Origin of the sequence: Subtercola lobariae (assembly GCF_014640255.1) — a bacterium.
GTDB lineage: Bacteria > Actinomycetota > Actinomycetes > Actinomycetales > Microbacteriaceae > Subtercola > Subtercola lobariae.
The window spans coordinates 276608-292662 of sequence record NZ_BMGP01000006.1; the positions used below are offsets into that span (position 1 = coordinate 276608).

The window sequence follows — 16055 nt, forward strand, 5'->3', positions numbered from 1 at the left end:
CCGTGGTTCGACGACGGACCGAACGGTGTGGGTGCCCCGGCCACATCAGCTACAACGCTTTTCTGCTTCGCAGGTTATCAGTTGGCATGGGTTGCCGAAAAGAATAGAACATATGTTCGAATGTGTGTAGCGTGGAGGCATGGATGTTGCTTACCAGAAGTCGTTGTTCGATGAGCCAGGGGCCGAGCCTGAACTCGAGCCGCTGGGGGGTGCTGTCGATCGCGTCGAGCTCGGGCAGGGCGCCTGGCTCGACGTGCGGCCGGGATGGGTGACCAACTCCGACGAGCTGTTCGAGCGACTCGCACAGCGCGTGCCGTGGAAGGCCGACTCGCGAGAGATGTACGACCGCGTTGTAGCCGTGCCGAGACTGGTTTCGTGGTTCGGGCCAGAGAGCGCGCTGCCCGACGCTGTGCTCGAGCGCGCCCAGCTCGACCTCAACGAGCATTACGGCCGGCCGAAAGGCCAGGTGTTCGAGACCGCGGGGCTCTGCTTTTATCGAACCGGTGAAGACAGCGTTGCCTGGCACGGCGATCGGGTGGGTCGGCTGATTAACCGCGACACAATGGTGGCGATAGTGTCGGTCGGCGCAGAACGCACACTGTCGGTGCGGCCGAAGGGCGGCGGTGAGGTTCGCCGGTTCGCCGTTGGTCACGGCGACCTGGTGGTGATGGGTGGTAGCTGCCAGCGCACCCACGAGCACGCCATTCTGAAGACGAAACAGGCGGTCGGCCCGCGCATCAGTGTTCAGTTCAGGCCGTATTGGAAGCGCTTGGGAGCCTGACTCCAGCCCCTGCCCCAACCCTAGGGTCGGTCGCCTTCGGGTCGGCCGACGCCAGGTCGGTCGAGTTTGGGCCGGCAGGCTTCGAGTCTGTAGTCTCCTGGTCGGCCGGTTGCGAATCGCTCGACGCCAAGTCGGCCGGCCCCAGAAGGCAGACGCCTCGCGAGTGGCTGAGGAGTTGGGCTCGAAGGGGGATGCCGCGCCTCTCGCAAGAGTGGGCAATCAGCTGAGCCCACCGTGCGTCTGCGGGGCTGAGCGCGCCGCGACCCGGGCGCTCCCAGACAGCGATGAGTTGAGTCGCGCCACGGTCAGCCATGAGTCCCGCGATGAAAGCCAAGAGTACGTTAGCTTGCTTTTTGTCAGGCTCGACCGAGAAGTCGTCGCACGGAAATGCAAGGGGCACCTGCAGGTCGGCCGACGTGAGCATGAGGAGCCAGAGCTGATGGCGGCAGGCGGTGCCGATGGTGCTCATGACGCGCTCTTCGATGTGTGCGTCTGTACGCAGCGGCTGGTCGAGCAGCAGGTGACGCCGAGGCGACTCCGGCGGGTCGAACTGCCGCGGCTCACCCTGCGGAGGGGTGAGGGTGTGTGTCTCGTCGAGCTGGGGCGGGTGTTCTGCGGTGAGGGTTGTCATGCCTCGATGCTCGCCCCGGGCATCCACGTGAAACCGCCCCGGCACAGAAAATGTGCACGGGGCGGCTCGAAGCGTGGTTGTGAAGGAGGAGACGCGAAAGGCGAGAAGGCCTAGGCGGCGGCCTTCTGCTCTGACGCGGCTGCGGCGATGGCGCTGACGACCTCGGTGAGCTGAGCCGACACCTCGGCGTCGTCTTTCGGGTGCAGTTCGGCGAAACGAACCAGCGAGCCGGGAACCGAGAGCTTGATCTCTTCGAGCACCGAAGCGCCAGCGACACCGAACGACTTGCGGGCCTCATCGTGTGCCCAAACTCCGCCGAACTGGCCGAATGCGCTGCCGATGGTGGCCACGGGCTTGCCCGAGATGGGGCTCGAGCCGTAGGGGCGCGAAGCCCAGTCGATGGCGTTTTTCAGCACGGCGGGAATGGTTCCGTTGTGCTCGGGTGTGATCACGAGCACGGCGTCGGCGGCGGCAACTGCAGCGCGGTAGGCGGTGGCGGCGGCGGGAACTGAGCCTTCAACGTCGATGTCTTCGTTGTAGAACGGTAGGTCGGCGAGACCTTCGAAGATGGTGAGGCTGACGCCCTCGGGGGCGACCCCTGCGGCGGCTTCGGCGAGCTGGCGGTTGGTGGAGCCGGCGCGCAGGCTGCCGACGAGAACGAGAATCGAGGTTTCAGACATGTGTGCTCCTAGGCGTAAAAGGTTTCGGTCGAACCGGCGCACGACGCCGGAATAACCCGTTGATGCTCGGTACAACCGGACCATGGTCCGTTTATTCCCGCTCGTGCTACATTTCGTGAATGGATGCCCGGCAGTTGCCTCTGGCTCAGCCCACTCAACCCGAGCGAGCAGACGCCACCCGCAACCGCGCCCTCTTACTCAGCACGGCCCGCGCCCTGCTCGAGCAGAACGGGGTAGACAATCTCACGATGGACGGGCTCGCCCGCGCCGCCGGCCTCGGCAAGGGCACCGTGTTTCGTCGTTTCGGTTCACGCACGGGTTTGCTGCTCGAGCTGATCAACGAGATCGAAACCGAGTTTCAGCGGCGGTTTCTCAGCGGTCCGCCGCCGCTCGGCCCCGGCGCGGCTCCGATCGAACGTCTCGTGGCGTTCGGCCGCGAACGCATTGCGATTCTCGCGGTGCAGGGTGACTTATTGCGCGCAGCCGACGAGGGGCCCGACGCCCGTTTCGTTTCGCCTCCTCGGGCGGCTGGGCAACTGCACATCTCCATTCTGTTGCGGCAGGCGGGCTTCGATGGCGACGTCGATGTTCAGTCGTTCAACCTCATTGCGACGCTCGATGCGGCGCTCGTGCTCTATGAGAACCGGGGCGAGCAGATCGAGATGCGGCGGGTCGCCGACGGCTGGGAAGACCTGGTGCGCCGGGTCGCTCGGCCTCGATCCTGAAGCGATCCCGAAGCCAATCTGACGCGAACGTAAGGCTCAGAGCGCCTTGCGCATCTCGAGTTCGCGCTGGTGCGGGTTGAGAATGTAAGGGAAGAGCCGCCCGGTGGCCACATATCCGCGATGCTCGTACGCCGTGATCGCGCGAGAGTTCTCAGAGTGCACGTGGAGGGTCAGAGCATCCGCTTCGGTGCGAGCCCAGTCTTCGATGCCCGTCATCAGGGCATCCGTGACCCCGCGCGTCACGCCGCGGTAGGCGGGCGAAACGTAGACGCCCACGAGCATGGGGCCGACGGTTCGGTCGATGTAGCCGCCCATGGTGCCCACCCAGCGCTCGGTGGTTTCATCGATGGCGGCGAGATTGGCGCCGGAGCCGGCCGTTCCGCGTCGACCGCGTTCGCGCCAGAAGCCCTCGCCGAGCTGCCGCGCCGACTCGAGGGTGTCGCCGAACGCTATGGGGGTATCGGCGAGCATTTCGAGGCGCAATGCGCGCACGTCGAGCCAGTCTTCTTCGGTGGTGGGGCGAATGATGACGCCTGACAGACTCACCCTTCGAGCCTACGACGTGCGCAGCCCGAAGAAGAGCGCGACGGGGGTGGCGAGCGTCGCGCGGTGTGGCGCCGGCCAGCCACGGGGGCGGGCTTTGAGCACGCGCAGGCTCGCCCACGAGCATCCGGTGACCGGCGGGTGCGGCACAATTGAGGGTGTGAGCATTTCGATCGAACGCGCCGACTGGCACCACGCAGACGGCGACCGCTTGCGCCAGGCCCAGCGGTTCGAGCTCGACAACCGCTACGGCGCCGACACCGAACCTGGAACCAAGCCGACAGCCGACAATGTCGAGGTGTTTCTCATCGCCCGTTCGGCAGACGGCGAAGCGGTCGGTTGCGGAGCTCTTCGCCTGCTCGGTGCCGGTGCAGCCGAGATCAAGCGGATGTTCGTTACCCCCGCCGCGCGCGGCACCGGCGTTTCGACGCGCATCTTGCACGCCCTCGAAGCTGAAGCTCGTGAGCGCGGTCTCACCGTTCTGAAACTCGAGACGGGGCCCGCACAACCTGACGCGGTGCGTTTCTATGAGCGGGAGCAGTACCTGCCCATTCCGTGTTTCGGGTACTACGCCGAGTCGCCGCAGTCGCTCTGCTACGAACGCGTTCTCGACTAGCGTCGTGCGGCCCGTTCGCGTAATGTGAACGGTGTACACAAAGCGCTTCGGGGGAGGCGCTAGCGGAGCAGAATGCTCGCGCTGGTCGTTGTCGGTGGCCTCGGTTAGCGTGAAAACGCACGAAGAATTCACCGTCACACCGGAATATTGACCGAGGCGCACGGCTTTTACCGTGAACCCACAGCTTTCTCAGATTTTTCACACCTCCCTACTGCTTGCAACGACAGGAGCCCCCGGTGCCAGACAATTCGAGCCCCGACGTACAAATCGCCAGCGAGGCGCCCACCGAAGTCTTCATCGAGAACAACAGCGCCCGTGCCGCCGAGAGCAGCGCCCGCGCCGCCGAGAGCGAAACGAGCGCCTCTGAAGCCGAAGAACGGCGCCTCGATGCTCGCAACAGACTGGTTATCGGCATTCTGCTGGTCAGCACGTTCATCGTCATTCTGAACGAAACCATCATGAGTGTGGCGCTGCCCAAACTCATGGTCAGCCTCTCCATTCCGGCCGAGCAGGCGCAATGGGTGACCACTGCATTCATGCTCACCATGGCCGTCGTGATTCCCATCACGGGTTACCTGCTCCAGCGTTTCAATACCAAACCCGTCTACATCGCCGCAATGTCGTTTTTCAGCATCGGCACACTGCTTGCCGCCAGCGCACCCGGGTTCGACATGCTCATCGTGGGTCGCGTCATTCAGGCCTGCGGCACGGCCATCATGTTTCCGTTGCTCATCACCACAGTCATGACGCTGGTTCCGCCGGCGTCACGCGGCCGCACCATGGGCAATATCTCGATTGTCATCTCGGTCGCGCCGGCCATCGGCCCCACTATCTCGGGCCTCATTCTGAGCGTGCTCGACTGGCGGTGGATGTTCTGGCTCGTTCTGCCCATCGCCGTGGTTGCGCTCGTGCTTGGGGCGATGCGTATTCCCAACGTGACCACGCCGCGCAAGGCGCCGTTCGACGTGCTCTCGGTCATTCTCTCGGCCTTCGGATTCGGCGGCCTGGTCTACGGCCTCACCACCGTCGGTGGCGGGGGTGCGCCGGTGGGGTGGATGCCCAGCTGGGCTCCGCTCGTCATCGGTGGCATAGCGCTTGCGCTCTTCATTCTCCGCCAGCTTCAGCTGCAGCGGGGTGACAAGGCGCTGCTCGACCTCCGCACCTTCTTGTCGAAGAACTTCACGCTCTCTATCGTGATGTTCGCCATCAGCATGATGGCCCTCTTCGGCACGCTCATTCTGTTGCCCATCTACTTGCAGAATGTGCTCGGGCTCACCACGCTGTCGACGGGCCTGCTTCTGCTGCCCGGCGGCCTGGTGATGGGCGCGCTGGCGCCTCTGGTCGGGCGAATCTACGACAAACGCGGCACGGGTGTCTTGCTCATTCCGGGCTCCATCATCGTGAGCGCCGCTCTCTGGTCGTTGACCATGGTCACCGAGACCACGCCGGTGTGGATGGTCTTGATCGTGCACATCGTGCTGAGTGTCGGTTTGGCGCTGCTGTTCACCCCGCTCTTCAGTGCGAGCCTCGGTTCGGTGAAGCCATCGCTCTATTCGCATGGTTCAGCGGTTGTGGGCACGATTCAGCAGGTGGCCGGAGCGGCCGGAACGGCGCTGTTCGTGACCATCATGTCGACACGGGCAACGAATCTCGTCATTGCGGGCGACAACCCCGTTCTGGCGCAAGTCGACGGTATTCGGGCGGCCTTCTTGGTGGGAGCGATCATCTCCATCGGCGCGATCGTGGTGGCGTTCTTCGTACGCAAGCCGGCTGATTCGCTGGAGGGCGTGCCCGCCGGTCACTGATGCGCCGAGAAACTCCGACCGCGGTCGGGGCGAAAGGTGACGAAGCGTCTGAGGGTACTGATGGGGTCGTCGGTGCGCGCCGCAGCACGCATGATGAGGCCTGCTTCGTCATCGTCGAGCTGATCGCTCAGCACTGGCCCGGCCACCTGCTCACCGGAGTCGGTGAGAACGGTCAGAATGACGAGTCGCAACTTGGTTTCATGTGCGGCGCGGGCGAGGTAGCCGATCAGAGTGCCGGAGCCGAGCATCGACGCGACAAGCACCGTGCCGACGGCCGCTACCGGCCAGCCCGGCGCTACGGAGATGCCGACCCGCTGCCCGTGCCGGTTGTGAAAGCCGAAAACACGCGAATCGGTGTCGTAACTGACGTCGATCGCTTTCATGATCACCCCTTTTCAAAATACCCCCCAAATGGGAGACACGAGAAAGGGCGATTCATTACGCCGAATGAGTAAATTCGTCGATGAGGGTGGCCAGAGCATCCGGTGCGCTCAGTGCAGAAAGGTGCCCGGCGTCGATGACGACCGGCTCGATGCCGAGGCGATCGCGACTGATCTTCTGCATGAAATCGAGTGGAAAGAGGCGGTCGTTTCGGCCGGCGATGACCCGTACCTCGGCGGCTGGCCACCGCGTAGCCTGCCACCGGGAGGAGAAAATGCCCTCGCTCTGGGGCGTCTCGCCGCGAGCAAAGGTGGCCGCCTTGACGTCGGCCGCGACGTCGTGAAAGAAGATCTCGTCGACATCGAAGGGCGCCGATGGGTCTCGACCCCCGCTGACTGCGTAGCGTGCGGTGGCTTCGCCCTGGCCGGTGCTCGACCACCACTCACCCGCCGATTCGCCGAAGGCGGGAATCATCGCAGACACGAAAATGAGCATCCGAACGGGGAGGCGCTCGCTCACCATCACACCGGTGAACCCGCCGAGCGATTGGGCGACCACTACGAGGTCATCGTCGCGCCGCGAACCGATGGCGCTCACCACCGCGTCGGCATAGTCGTCGAACGTCGCCGACTCGTCGGCGGCAGGCAGATCGGGTGCGATAACGTCGAAACCGCGAGCCTCGAGCAGCGGAATGACCCAGTGCCAGTACCAGCTATCGCCGCCGGCACCGGGAATCAGCACGATGGTAGTCATATCCACACGGTACTGCGGCGCCCAATCGGGCGCGAGGCCCACAACCTCACAGCCGAGAAGCCCGGGAAGAAGCTCTACGCGAAGATACGAAAGTTCGCCGAGATTCGGTTGACCGGCATGAACAGCGCCATCAGCGGAACGAGAATGCGCAGCGTGTAGGTGAGAACGAGAATCTGCCCGAAGTCACCGATCGCGAACAGCACCAGCGCAATGAGCCCGAACAGCAGCCCGCGAACCGCCGTGCGCGCGAAGTCGATGAACAGCATGCTGAAGCCCACCGAGAGCAGAACCAGGCCGGTGTCGACGACGAACGCGCCGGCGTGCGGGTCGGTCACCAGGTGGGCGATGCTGAACAGCACAATAGCGACGGCCCACATGAGCACGAACGTCAGGCCGGCGAGCGGCCTCGGCAGCGGCTTGCCAGGCGCCTTGTCGACAATGTTGTCAACCATCGCTTCGACTCCTCAAGATGTCAGTTCTGGTGAGATACCCCTCAAGCCTAGAGCCTGACGGGTTCGTCGTGGCACACCCCCGGGCATCCTGCAACCCCTGAAGCAGATCAGCGATGCGTCGTTACGCTGAGGGGATGACCGGCTCCTCTGCGACGAAGGCCGCCGATACGGCCAAGAACAGCACCGTACTGCAACTGCTCGCCCGCCTCGGGTACGCAGTGAATGGGCTGCTGCACGTGCTGATCGGCATTATTGCGATCTCGATCGCCGTCTCTGGCGCGTCGAGCGGTGGTGCGAACGGATCGGCGTCGGGTGGCTCAGGTGGTACCGAAGCCGACCAGTCGGGCGCGCTCGCCCAGCTCGCGTCGAACCCCGCGGGCGAGGTGCTGCTCTGGGTCATCGTGGTCGGGCTCTTCGCCCTCGGCCTGTGGCAGATCATCTCCGGGTTTCTGGTGCGCGAGAGCGACGCGAAGAAGCGCTGGGGCAAGCGGGTGTCTGAGTTCGGCAAGGCGGTGGCGTATATCGCGATAGGTGTCACCGCGCTCACCTTCGCGCTCGGCGGTTCGAAGAGTTCGGCGAGCAGCAGTCAGAGCGCGAGTGCGAAGCTGATCGCGACGCCCGGCGGGGTCATTCTGCTGGTCATCATCGGGTTGGTCGTGTTCGGCATCGGCGTGTTCTTCGTGGTGCGGGGTATCACCAAGAAGTTCACGAAAGACCTGAGCGTGCCCGCAGGCACCACGGGTCGCGCGGTGGTGGGCCTCGGCATCGTCGGCTACATCGCGAAGGGCGTGGCGCTCGCCGTCGTGGGCATTCTGTTCGTGGTTGCCGCCTTCACGCTCGACCCGTCGAAGGCGAGCGGTATGGATGGCGCACTGACCTCTCTCGCGGCGTTGCCGTTCGGCGTGGTCATCTTGATCGTCGTGGGCGCGGGGCTCATCGCCTACGGCCTGTACCTCGGGGCACGGGCGCGCTGGGGGAACCTCTAGTCTCTCGACCCAGAGATAGCTTTCCACTGAGTGGAAGCTATCTGCCAGCTTTTCGCGCCGAAACGTAGGTTTACTTCCGACACGGTAATCGTAGCGAAAGGCGAAGAAGCATATGGCGCGAACATCACAACGCATCGACGTTCATCAGCATTTCATGCCCCCGCAGTGGATCGATGCGGCGATGAAAATCGAGGGCGCACTGCCAAGCGTTCCTCACTGGTCTGAAGACGAGGCGTTGCGCATGATGGATGCCGTCGGCATTCAGACCGCTGTGCTCTCGCTCACGACCCCGGGCGCTCACCTCGGCAGCGATGCTGCGGCTCGCCAGCTTACCCGCGGTGTCAATGAGTTCGGAGCCGAGCTTGTGCAACGTCGGCCTGGCCGCTTCGGGCTCTTTGCGGGCATTCCGCTGCCCGATGTCGAAGGCGCCGTGGCAGAAGCCGTGTACGCGCTCGACGAATTGCACGCCGACGGGGTCGGGCTGATGAGCAATGCCGGCGGCCTCTACCTCGGCGACGCATCGTTTCGGCCGTTGTGGCAGGCGCTCGACGATCGCTCGGCCGTCGTGGTGATTCACCCCACGCCCACCCCGGGCCTGACAGATCTTCCCGGGGCGATGGGCTGGGTCGATTGGCCGTTCGACACCACGCGAACCGCCGTGCATATGGTCATCAACGGTGTGTTGCGCGATTTCCCCTCGGTTAAAGTGGTTCTCGCTCACGCGGGCGGGTTCGTGCCGTATCAGTCGGGTCGGTTCGAGGCGCTCGCGGCAATCACACCGGGCCAGTCCGCACAGAACGTGCATGACGACCTGCGTAAGTTCTACTTCGATACAGCGCTCTCGAGCAGCCCGGCCACACTCGCCGCGCTCATCGAGTTCGCCGGCGCAGACCACGTCATGTTCGGCACCGACTGGCCGGCCGCGCCGCTGCACCCGTTCGTCACCGACTTCACCGCCGGCCTCGATGCGTACTTCGACATCAACCCCGGTGTAGAGACGCAAATCAACCACCTGACAGCCAAATCGGTTTTCGGCCGCGTTTTCTCCTGAGAGAAATCATGCCTATTCAGAGCAGGCCAGGCGAAACGCGCCGAGAGATGGCCCGCGCAGTGGTGACCACGGCCGGAACGAGGGCGTTCGCTTCGGCGTTGTCGAGTCTGTCTGTTCTGAGTTCGACCGACAGCGCAGCGATGACCGCGCCCGAGTCGTCGCGAATGGGCGCGGCGACCGCGGCACAGAACCAGGGCGATGATCGCCGTGCGGCTACGAAACCGTCTTGTCTGATGGCGGCAAGACTTCGGCGTAGGTCGTCGCCACTCTGAACGGCTTCGTAGCCGGGTAGAGGGGTGAAGCTTCGGCAGACCTCCTCTTGAATGTCGTTCGGCGCGTACGCCAACAGAATGAGGCCGCCGCCGGTGGAGTCGAGCGGCAGGCGCCCTCCGATGCGAAACGACAGCGGCTCTGACCCGTGCGGCGACAGTCGCTCAATCAGCACCGCCTCGGCCCCCTCGCGAATCTTCAGCAGAATGTGGTGGCCTGTCACTCGGCCGAGGTCTTCCATGAATGGCATTGCAAGTCTTCTGAGCCCGTGGCCGCGAGGGGCGAGAGCAGCGATTTCGAAGAGGCCGACGCCGATGACATACCGGCCCTCGGCGTCGTGTTCGAGCGCGCCCAATTCGACGAGCGTGCGGGCTAGGCGCAGTGTCGTGTTGGCCGGCAGACCGCTGCGCCTCGCGAGGGTGCGCAGCGGCAAGGCGACGTGGCTCTCGTCATACGCGCTCAGCAGCGCGAAGGCGCGTTGCACCACGCCAGATCGCTTGTCGATGGGCTGAGCATCTACGGGTAGCGGCATCGTTGCCATCACTCTCTGTTCCGGTGAGTGGAAAATTTACTCGCTCTCGGGGCGTCGCGGCTAGCGTTTTATCGAAAACACAGGTGATTTTCGTAAAGGAGCGAACATGACTGATTCTGAATTCTCCGGCGACAACGGTGGTACGGATGCCCGGACCCTGGTATTTCGCCACGCCACGGTCGTTTCGGTCGACCCCGCTGTGGGAACCGTGCGCGATACCGATGTGCTGGTGGTGGGCGACTCGATCGCTGCCATCGGTGTAGGGCTAGCGGTGCCTGAGGGCACCCGCGAGATCGACGCGTCGGGCGGCATACTGATGCCGGGCATGATCGACACGCACCGCCACATGTATCAGACCGCGTTGCGCGGCTTCGGTGCCGATTGGACTCTGACCGACTACTTCTACTTCTACTACATCAACCACGGCCACCACTTTCGGCCGCAAGACGTCTATGCAGGTAACCTCTTGGCCGCAGTGGAGTCACTCGATTCGGGAGTGACCACCACGCTCGACTGGTCGCACGGGTTGCGCACCGTCGAGTATGGCGAGGCCGCCGTCGCCGCGTTGCAGGCGGTGCCGGGCCGTTTCGTGTTCGCCTACGGTAATTTCTCGGGGAGCCCAGCCGACTGGGCGACCACCCCCGAGTTTCGCGCCTTCGCACGGCAGCGAGCCGAGCAGCAGACCGACATGCTGAGCTTCGCGCTGGCCTTCGACGTTCAAGGTGACCCGTCGTTTCCTGAACGAGCGGGGTTCGAGGCTGCCCGTGAGTTGGATGTGCCGGTGACGACGCACAGTGGCGTGTGGGGTGCAACCAGTGACGCCGGCATCGATCTCATTGCTGAGAACGGGTTTCTGACTGACCGGGTGACGCACGTGCATGCAGGTACTCTGTCGCCTGAGTCGTACCGCAAGATCGCCGCCGCCGGTGGTTCGGTGTCGTTGTCGGCAGAATCTGAGGCGAGCGCCGGACAGGGCTACCTGCCGGGCTTTCGTGCCCGAAACTACGGAATAAACGTTTCGTTGTCGGTTGACACCTCGTCGTGGTGGAGCGCTGACATGTTCTCCGCGATGCGGGCCACAGCCAATGCCGATCGCGGAACCGAGCACGCAGAGGCGCACGCCGCAGGCGAGACGGTGACGAGTCTCTCGACGCGAGTGACCGATCTGGTCGAGTTCGCAACTATAGGTGGAGCCGCCGCCATCGGCCGAACCGACCTGGTCGGCAGCATCACGGTGGGCAAGAAGGCCGACCTGGTGCTGGTGAAGAATGATGCGTCACCGACGCTGTTTCCGATTCTGAACCCCGAAGGTCACCTGGTGTTTCAAGCCGGTCGGGGCGATGTGCACACCGTTCTGGTGAACGGTCGTGTGGTGAAACACGAGGGCAAGCTGTTGCTCGACGCGCAGCTCGCCGAAGCGCGCAGTGCGGTCGCCGAGACGGTCGACTACTTGCAATCGGTGATCGGCGACGAGGCGTGGAACGTTTCGGAGCGGCCTGCGCGGTAGTCGGGCGCGGGCATCCGGAGGCTTCACGCCGCTGTTGCCGGTGCTGCTGTCGTCGAGTGCGCAGTCCGGGCCCCTGAACGGTGCCGTGCGGTGATGTGAGCTCTGCCGTGCGGTACCGTTCAGAGGGCGGAAAGGCGGCAGATCGTGCGGATTCTGGTGGTGGGCGCAGGCGGCGTGGGCGGGTTCTTCGGAGCGAAGCTCGCTGCGGCCGGCCGAGACGTGACGTACCTGGTGCGGCCAGCGCGGGCAGCGACGTTGGCGGCCGACGGGCTTCGCATCCGGCCGTTTCGAGCCGACGAATTCGTGGTCGATGTGAAGACGGTGACGGCCGAACAGCTTGCCGCTGCTGGCCCAGCCGCGGGCTCGGGTGCGGCTTCGATCGGGGCCCCCGCCGAGGAGGCGAGCGGGGCCAGTGCCACCACTGCCGCCGGTGCCGGCGCGGGCTTTGACCTTGTTCTGCTGTCGGTCAAGGCGTACACCCTCGACCAGGCGCTCGATGACCTGGCGCCCGCCATCAGGCCGAACACGCTCATTCTGCCGTTGCTGAACGGAATTCGGCACATCGACGTGCTGCGCGAGCGGTTCGGCGCCGAGCACGTCATCGGTGGGCTCTGCCGCATCTCGGTACAACTCGACGATGACGGAGCCATTCGCCAGGTCGGCCCCGGCGCGGCCATGGCCTATGGCGAGTTCGACGGCTCTCTGAGCGAGCGGATGCACGAGGTCGACGCATCTCTGGCCGGCGCCGACTTCTCCACCACCCTCTCCACCCGCGTCGAGCACGACCTCTGGGAGAAGTGGATGATGCTCGCATCAGGCGGGGCACTCACCACCCTGTTGCGGGCTCCCATCGGCGAGATCGTCGCGGTCCCCGGAGGCGCCCACGCGGCCGAGAGCATTCTCGGTGAGGCGTTCGCCGTGGCGACCGCGGCAGGTTTCGCTCCGAGCGAGGGTGCACGCGAGCGTCTCACGGGCATCCTCACCGAGCCTGGCTCGCTATTCGCAACCTCGATGTATCGCGATCTCACGCAGGGCCGCGCGGTTGAGGCCGAGCAGATCGTGGGCGATCTCGCGCGCCGCGGCCGGGCGTCGGGCGTAGACGTGACGTGGCTCGAGCTCGCGTACACCGGGCTCTGCGTGTACCAGAACTCGCTCGGTGCCTGACGCGGTGGGTGGGCGCATCGCTCGCGTCGGGCGCCGGGTTCCGCGGGGGCTCGGGCTCAACCTCTTCGCCATTCCGCTCGGGCTCAGCGGGCTCGGCGCAGCCTGGGCCGCGGCCGGCACCCTGCTCGGCGCCCCCGATTGGCCCGCGCAGGTGCTTTTTGCCGTCGCGACGGTCATCTGGGCCGTGTTCAGCGTCATCTACATCACGCTCGGCGCGTTCTCGCGCGGCACATTTCGCGCCGACCTGACGCACCCCGGCAGCGGCCCGTTCGCTTCGTACATTCCCGTGGTCGGCATCGTTCTGGCCACGCACTACGGCCAGTACATTCCTGCTGCCGCGCCCTCCATCATGGCCGCCTTCGTTGCCGCCCTCGGCATTGTCGCGGCGCAGCTCTTCGCGCACTGGATCATCGGCGACCTGCACATCGACTCGCTACACCCGGGCTATTTTCTGCCGGTGGTGGCCGGAGCTTTCATCGCGAGCATCGGCCTCTCGAGTGTCGGCGCGCACGAGGCCGCCATCGCCGCGTTCGGGGTCGGCGTGTTCTTCTGGCTCGTCGTGGGCACCATCGTGACGGGTCGCCTGATGACGCGTAGTCAGCTGCCGGATGCCGTCAAACCAACCCTTGCCGTATTACTGGCACCCCCAGCCACCGGAGGCATCGCCTGGTTCGCGGCGACGGGCAGCCAAGCTGGCGCGGTCGAGTACGCGTTCGCCGGAGTCGTGGTCATCATGCTGCTCGTGCAATTCATTCTGGTGCCCGAGTACAGCCGCATTCCGTTCAGTCTCGCCTTCTGGGCCTTCACCTTTCCCATCGCCTCGGCCACGAACTTCGCCATCAGGTTCTTCGCCGCGTCGTCGTTCGACGGGTGGATGGCCGTGTCGTGGGTGGTGCTGGGTCTGGCCTCGGCCGTGATCGTGGCCATCGCCGCGGCTTCCATTCGTTTCGTGGTCAGGCAGCGCCGCGCCTGAGGTGCGCCGCGTTGTCGCCGTGTAGCTCGGCAAGGTTCTGCCGGGCATCCACTCGCGGCGAATCGCTACACTGGGGCTGACGCGCCGCCCGTGCGCAGAAAGTGGTGCTTCCGCCCGTGGATCCGATTACCGCCTCCGTTTTCAGCATCATCTTCTTCATCATTTTCATCGCCACCATCGTCTCGATCGCGCGAAACCCGAATCACGGCTTCTTCGGCAAGCTGCTCTGGATGCTCGTGGCCTTCTTCTTGAGCCTGCTCGGCACCATTCTCTGGCTCATCTTCGGCCGAGGTCGCGTCAACCGCTAACATGCAGATGAGTAATTCTCGTGCTATTCTGGCTAGATAACCTGGCCAGAAAGGAACGGTATGCGGTCGGTCAACGTGCTAGACGCACGCAACAGTCTCTCGAAGCTCGTGAGCGCCGCGAGCGGAGGTGAGGAGATCGTCATCTCGAAGCGAGGGCGGCCAGTGGTGAGACTTGTGCCCGTGCTCGATGAATCTGCCCGGTTTACCGGCGGTCGTGCTGCCGCGTGGCTGACTACCCACCCAGCCCCTAGCTATTCGGCGAGATCGATTGGCGAACTCGACGAGCAGATCGCGAGTGAGCGAGACGCATGGGAGTGACGTATCTCGATTCGTGCGTGCTCATCTACGCCGTTGAAGACGACGGCCCGCGAGGTGCGCATGTTCGTCAGCGCTTGGCAGATGCGAGCGAACAGACGTTCGTCATCAGTCCGCTCGTCAAAATGGAATGCCTGGTTGGTCCGTTGAGAAACGATGACCTCGCTCTCCATGATCATTACCTTGAGGCGTTCGCGCAGTTCGGGTCGGTCGATATCGCGGCCGGTCAGTATCTGCGGGCGGCCGAGCTGCGGGCGCGGCATCGACTTTCCGCGCCTGACGCGCTTCATCTCGCGACTGCTCAGGCTAACCATTGTGATGAGTTGTGGACCAATGATGCACGACTGCAGACCGTCTCGCGGGGCCTGGCCGTCGACGTGATGTCAGATCCCTGACTCAATGTCAGATCCCTGACGCGTTGGCAGAATGCCGGCTCAACGTTAACGGGGCGTTGGCGGTGGGGAAGTGCGGCGGGCTAGCATGCGCGGGGCTATCCAGACGAGGGCGATCGTGCCCACGATTGCGCGAACTGCCGCGAAGACGAGAACCCACCAGCCAACGGAGCGGCCGCCGGCCAGCAGGGCGACGGCGATGAGCGCCAGCGCCACGTCTGCGGCGTAAGGCACCTTCAGCCAGAACATCAGCCGTTTGGTGGGGTTCATGGGTCCATCTTCGTCGTGGTCGCTGTGAGGTGCGACAGGGCGGGGCGGATTTGTACTCGCATTCGCTGGAGGTAAAGTCAGCGACAGGGCGCCGGCCGACCCAGCCGAGGGGAGCACGAACAGGGTGCGAGCTTGTTGGTGAGGCCCGTGAACAGAGTGCGCGAACGAGGTGCGCGAACAGTGCGAAGACAGAAGGAGAAGATGTGAGCAACGAGATACCCCCTGCAGGTGGCGCGGCGCCGGCGGGATGGTACCCCGATGGGTCGGGCGCGAGCATCCAGCGGTGGTGGAACGGCTCGGCCTGGACAGACCACGTGTACGACACGGCCGCGTCGGTCTACACCGCCCCCGAGGCGAGCGGCGGAGTGCGTCTGGGCGAAACGGTGCCGGCGAACACGCCGTACAACGCTTTCATCTGGGTTGTCGCGCTGCTCCCCGTGCTGTCGATCATCGGCGTGCTGAGTTGGAACATGACGCCGTTCTTCACGGCGATCTTCGCGGCCTCGAGCACCAGGCTCGGCAACGCGGCCGTCTATTCGAGCCTCGGCGCCGGGTATTACGCGCTCGTCGCCATCGGCTGGGTCACGTACATCGGCACGGTCGTCTTCGCGTACCTCGACTATCGGCGGCTGGGGCGACAAGGTCTCGCTCGCCGCTTTCACTGGGCGTGGAGTTTTCTGTACGGAATCACGTACATGATCGGCCGCACGGTGGTGGTGCGTTCGCAGCTGCGCGCGGGCATGCGTGTTCTGTGGGTCTACGTGGGTCTGCTCGTGGTGAGTGGCATCGTGGGCATCGTCAAGGTGAGCATTGCGCTCGCGGCGGTGGGCCCGTTGATCAGTCACTACTGGTAACCCGCTTCGCCCCCGCGATTGCTCACGCCGGTGGGTCAAAGCGAGGGTAGCGCCTGTGCTTGGGGC

The 16055-nt window shown here is 64.6% G+C and carries 22 protein-coding genes; 13 read left to right on the forward strand and 9 right to left on the reverse strand.

The annotated features are described in order from the left end of the window. Positions 1 to 139 precede the first annotated feature (139 nt). Positions 140 to 781, forward strand: a complete 642-nt coding sequence (locus tag IEX24_RS16460; RefSeq protein ID WP_188680198.1) for an alpha-ketoglutarate-dependent dioxygenase AlkB — start codon at positions 140 to 142, stop codon at positions 779 to 781. Here the strand turns inward: IEX24_RS16460 and IEX24_RS16465 are convergent. Together IEX24_RS16465 and IEX24_RS16470 are read right to left on the reverse strand one after the other, a co-directional pair. Then, positions 750 to 1412: a hypothetical protein gene (locus IEX24_RS16465; protein WP_188680200.1), complete on the reverse strand. Its 663-nt coding sequence runs from the start codon at positions 1410 to 1412 to the stop codon at positions 750 to 752. The genes IEX24_RS16460 and IEX24_RS16465 overlap by 32 nt on opposite strands. Before the next feature lie 110 nt (positions 1413 to 1522). Then, positions 1523 to 2092, reverse strand: a complete 570-nt coding sequence (locus tag IEX24_RS16470; RefSeq protein WP_188680202.1) for an NAD(P)H-dependent oxidoreductase — start codon at positions 2090 to 2092, stop codon at positions 1523 to 1525. A gap of 119 nt (positions 2093 to 2211) precedes the next feature. Between IEX24_RS16470 and IEX24_RS16475 the strand changes: the two genes are divergently transcribed. Beyond that, positions 2212 to 2817, forward strand: coding sequence for a TetR/AcrR family transcriptional regulator (locus IEX24_RS16475; protein WP_188680205.1), 606 nt, complete (start codon positions 2212 to 2214; stop codon positions 2815 to 2817). A gap of 36 nt (positions 2818 to 2853) precedes the next feature. On the opposite strand, the gene IEX24_RS16480 is transcribed toward IEX24_RS16475, so the two are convergent. Both IEX24_RS16480 and IEX24_RS19695 read right to left on the reverse strand, forming a co-directional pair. Beyond that, positions 2854 to 3363 carry a GNAT family N-acetyltransferase gene (locus IEX24_RS16480; protein ID WP_229715437.1) on the reverse strand — a complete coding sequence of 170 codons (510 nt, stop codon included), beginning with the start codon at positions 3361 to 3363 and terminating at the stop codon, positions 2854 to 2856. Positions 3364 to 3372: 9 nt separating this feature from the next. Next, on the reverse strand, positions 3373 to 3528 hold the full coding sequence (locus IEX24_RS19695; protein WP_229715440.1) for a hypothetical protein: 156 nt from the start codon (positions 3526 to 3528) through the stop codon (positions 3373 to 3375). Between IEX24_RS19695 and IEX24_RS16485 the strand changes: the two genes are divergently transcribed. Both IEX24_RS16485 and IEX24_RS16490 read left to right on the forward strand, forming a co-directional pair. Further along, on the forward strand, positions 3521 to 3976 hold the full coding sequence (locus IEX24_RS16485; protein ID WP_229715442.1) for a GNAT family N-acetyltransferase: 456 nt from the start codon (positions 3521 to 3523) through the stop codon (positions 3974 to 3976). The genes IEX24_RS19695 and IEX24_RS16485 overlap by 8 nt on opposite strands. 236 nt (positions 3977 to 4212) lie before the next feature. Continuing rightward, positions 4213 to 5781: an MDR family MFS transporter gene (locus IEX24_RS16490; protein WP_372435756.1), complete on the forward strand. Its 1569-nt coding sequence runs from the start codon at positions 4213 to 4215 to the stop codon at positions 5779 to 5781. Here the strand turns inward: IEX24_RS16490 and IEX24_RS16495 are convergent. From IEX24_RS16495 to IEX24_RS16505, 3 genes are all read right to left on the reverse strand, one after another. Then, positions 5775 to 6164, reverse strand: coding sequence for a hypothetical protein (locus IEX24_RS16495; protein ID WP_188680209.1), 390 nt, complete (start codon positions 6162 to 6164; stop codon positions 5775 to 5777). The genes IEX24_RS16490 and IEX24_RS16495 overlap by 7 nt on opposite strands. Positions 6165 to 6219: 55 nt before the next feature. Further along, complete coding sequence (locus IEX24_RS16500) at positions 6220 to 6915, reverse strand: alpha/beta fold hydrolase (RefSeq protein WP_188680211.1); 696 nt, start codon at positions 6913 to 6915, stop codon at positions 6220 to 6222. 74 nt (positions 6916 to 6989) lie between these two features. Further along, on the reverse strand, positions 6990 to 7367 hold the full coding sequence (locus IEX24_RS16505) for a hypothetical protein (RefSeq protein WP_188680213.1): 378 nt from the start codon (positions 7365 to 7367) through the stop codon (positions 6990 to 6992). A gap of 134 nt (positions 7368 to 7501) precedes the next feature. On the opposite strand from IEX24_RS16505, the gene IEX24_RS16510 reads away from it, so the two are divergent. Continuing rightward, positions 7502 to 8353 (forward strand): DUF1206 domain-containing protein, encoded by an 852-nt coding sequence (locus tag IEX24_RS16510; RefSeq protein WP_188680215.1) that lies wholly within the window; start codon positions 7502 to 7504, stop codon positions 8351 to 8353. 112 nt (positions 8354 to 8465) lie between these two features. Next, complete coding sequence (locus IEX24_RS16515; protein ID WP_188680217.1) at positions 8466 to 9404, forward strand: amidohydrolase family protein; 939 nt, start codon at positions 8466 to 8468, stop codon at positions 9402 to 9404. 16 nt (positions 9405 to 9420) lie between these two features. Here IEX24_RS16515 and IEX24_RS16520 read toward each other — a convergent pair whose 3' ends face one another. Then, positions 9421 to 10215, reverse strand: a complete 795-nt coding sequence (locus tag IEX24_RS16520) for an IclR family transcriptional regulator (RefSeq protein WP_203586043.1) — start codon at positions 10213 to 10215, stop codon at positions 9421 to 9423. 97 nt (positions 10216 to 10312) lie between these two features. Here IEX24_RS16520 and IEX24_RS16525 point away from each other — a divergent pair, with 97 nt between their 5' ends. The 6 genes from IEX24_RS16525 (at position 10313) to IEX24_RS16550 (ending at position 14868) form a co-directional block, all read left to right on the forward strand. Beyond that, positions 10313 to 11713, forward strand: a complete 1401-nt coding sequence (locus IEX24_RS16525) for an amidohydrolase family protein (protein WP_188680226.1) — start codon at positions 10313 to 10315, stop codon at positions 11711 to 11713. Between the two features lie 144 nt (positions 11714 to 11857). Then, a complete protein-coding gene (locus IEX24_RS16530; RefSeq protein WP_188680228.1) occupies positions 11858 to 12877 on the forward strand; it encodes a 2-dehydropantoate 2-reductase in 1020 nt (339 codons plus the stop codon). After that, a complete protein-coding gene (locus IEX24_RS16535; RefSeq protein WP_229715445.1) occupies positions 12870 to 13850 on the forward strand; it encodes an SLAC1 family transporter in 981 nt (326 codons plus the stop codon). The genes IEX24_RS16530 and IEX24_RS16535 overlap by 8 nt, the downstream gene beginning before the upstream one ends. Before the next feature lie 116 nt (positions 13851 to 13966). After that, positions 13967 to 14158: a PLDc N-terminal domain-containing protein gene (locus tag IEX24_RS16540; protein WP_188680230.1), complete on the forward strand. Its 192-nt coding sequence runs from the start codon at positions 13967 to 13969 to the stop codon at positions 14156 to 14158. 60 nt (positions 14159 to 14218) lie between these two features. Further along, entirely contained in the window at positions 14219 to 14476 is a 258-nt protein-coding gene (locus IEX24_RS20085; RefSeq protein WP_188680232.1) for a type II toxin-antitoxin system Phd/YefM family antitoxin, read from the forward strand. Further along, positions 14473 to 14868, forward strand: a complete 396-nt coding sequence (locus tag IEX24_RS16550; protein WP_188680235.1) for a type II toxin-antitoxin system VapC family toxin — start codon at positions 14473 to 14475, stop codon at positions 14866 to 14868. Before IEX24_RS20085 ends, IEX24_RS16550 begins: the two co-directional genes overlap by 4 nt. Positions 14869 to 14913: 45 nt before the next feature. On the opposite strand, the gene IEX24_RS16555 is transcribed toward IEX24_RS16550, so the two are convergent. Then, positions 14914 to 15135: a hypothetical protein gene (locus IEX24_RS16555; protein WP_188680237.1), complete on the reverse strand. Its 222-nt coding sequence runs from the start codon at positions 15133 to 15135 to the stop codon at positions 14914 to 14916. A gap of 203 nt (positions 15136 to 15338) precedes the next feature. Here IEX24_RS16555 and IEX24_RS16560 point away from each other — a divergent pair, with 203 nt between their 5' ends. Then, positions 15339 to 15989, forward strand: coding sequence for a DUF2510 domain-containing protein (locus tag IEX24_RS16560; RefSeq protein WP_188680239.1), 651 nt, complete (start codon positions 15339 to 15341; stop codon positions 15987 to 15989). The last annotated feature ends 66 nt before the right edge of the window (positions 15990 to 16055 follow it).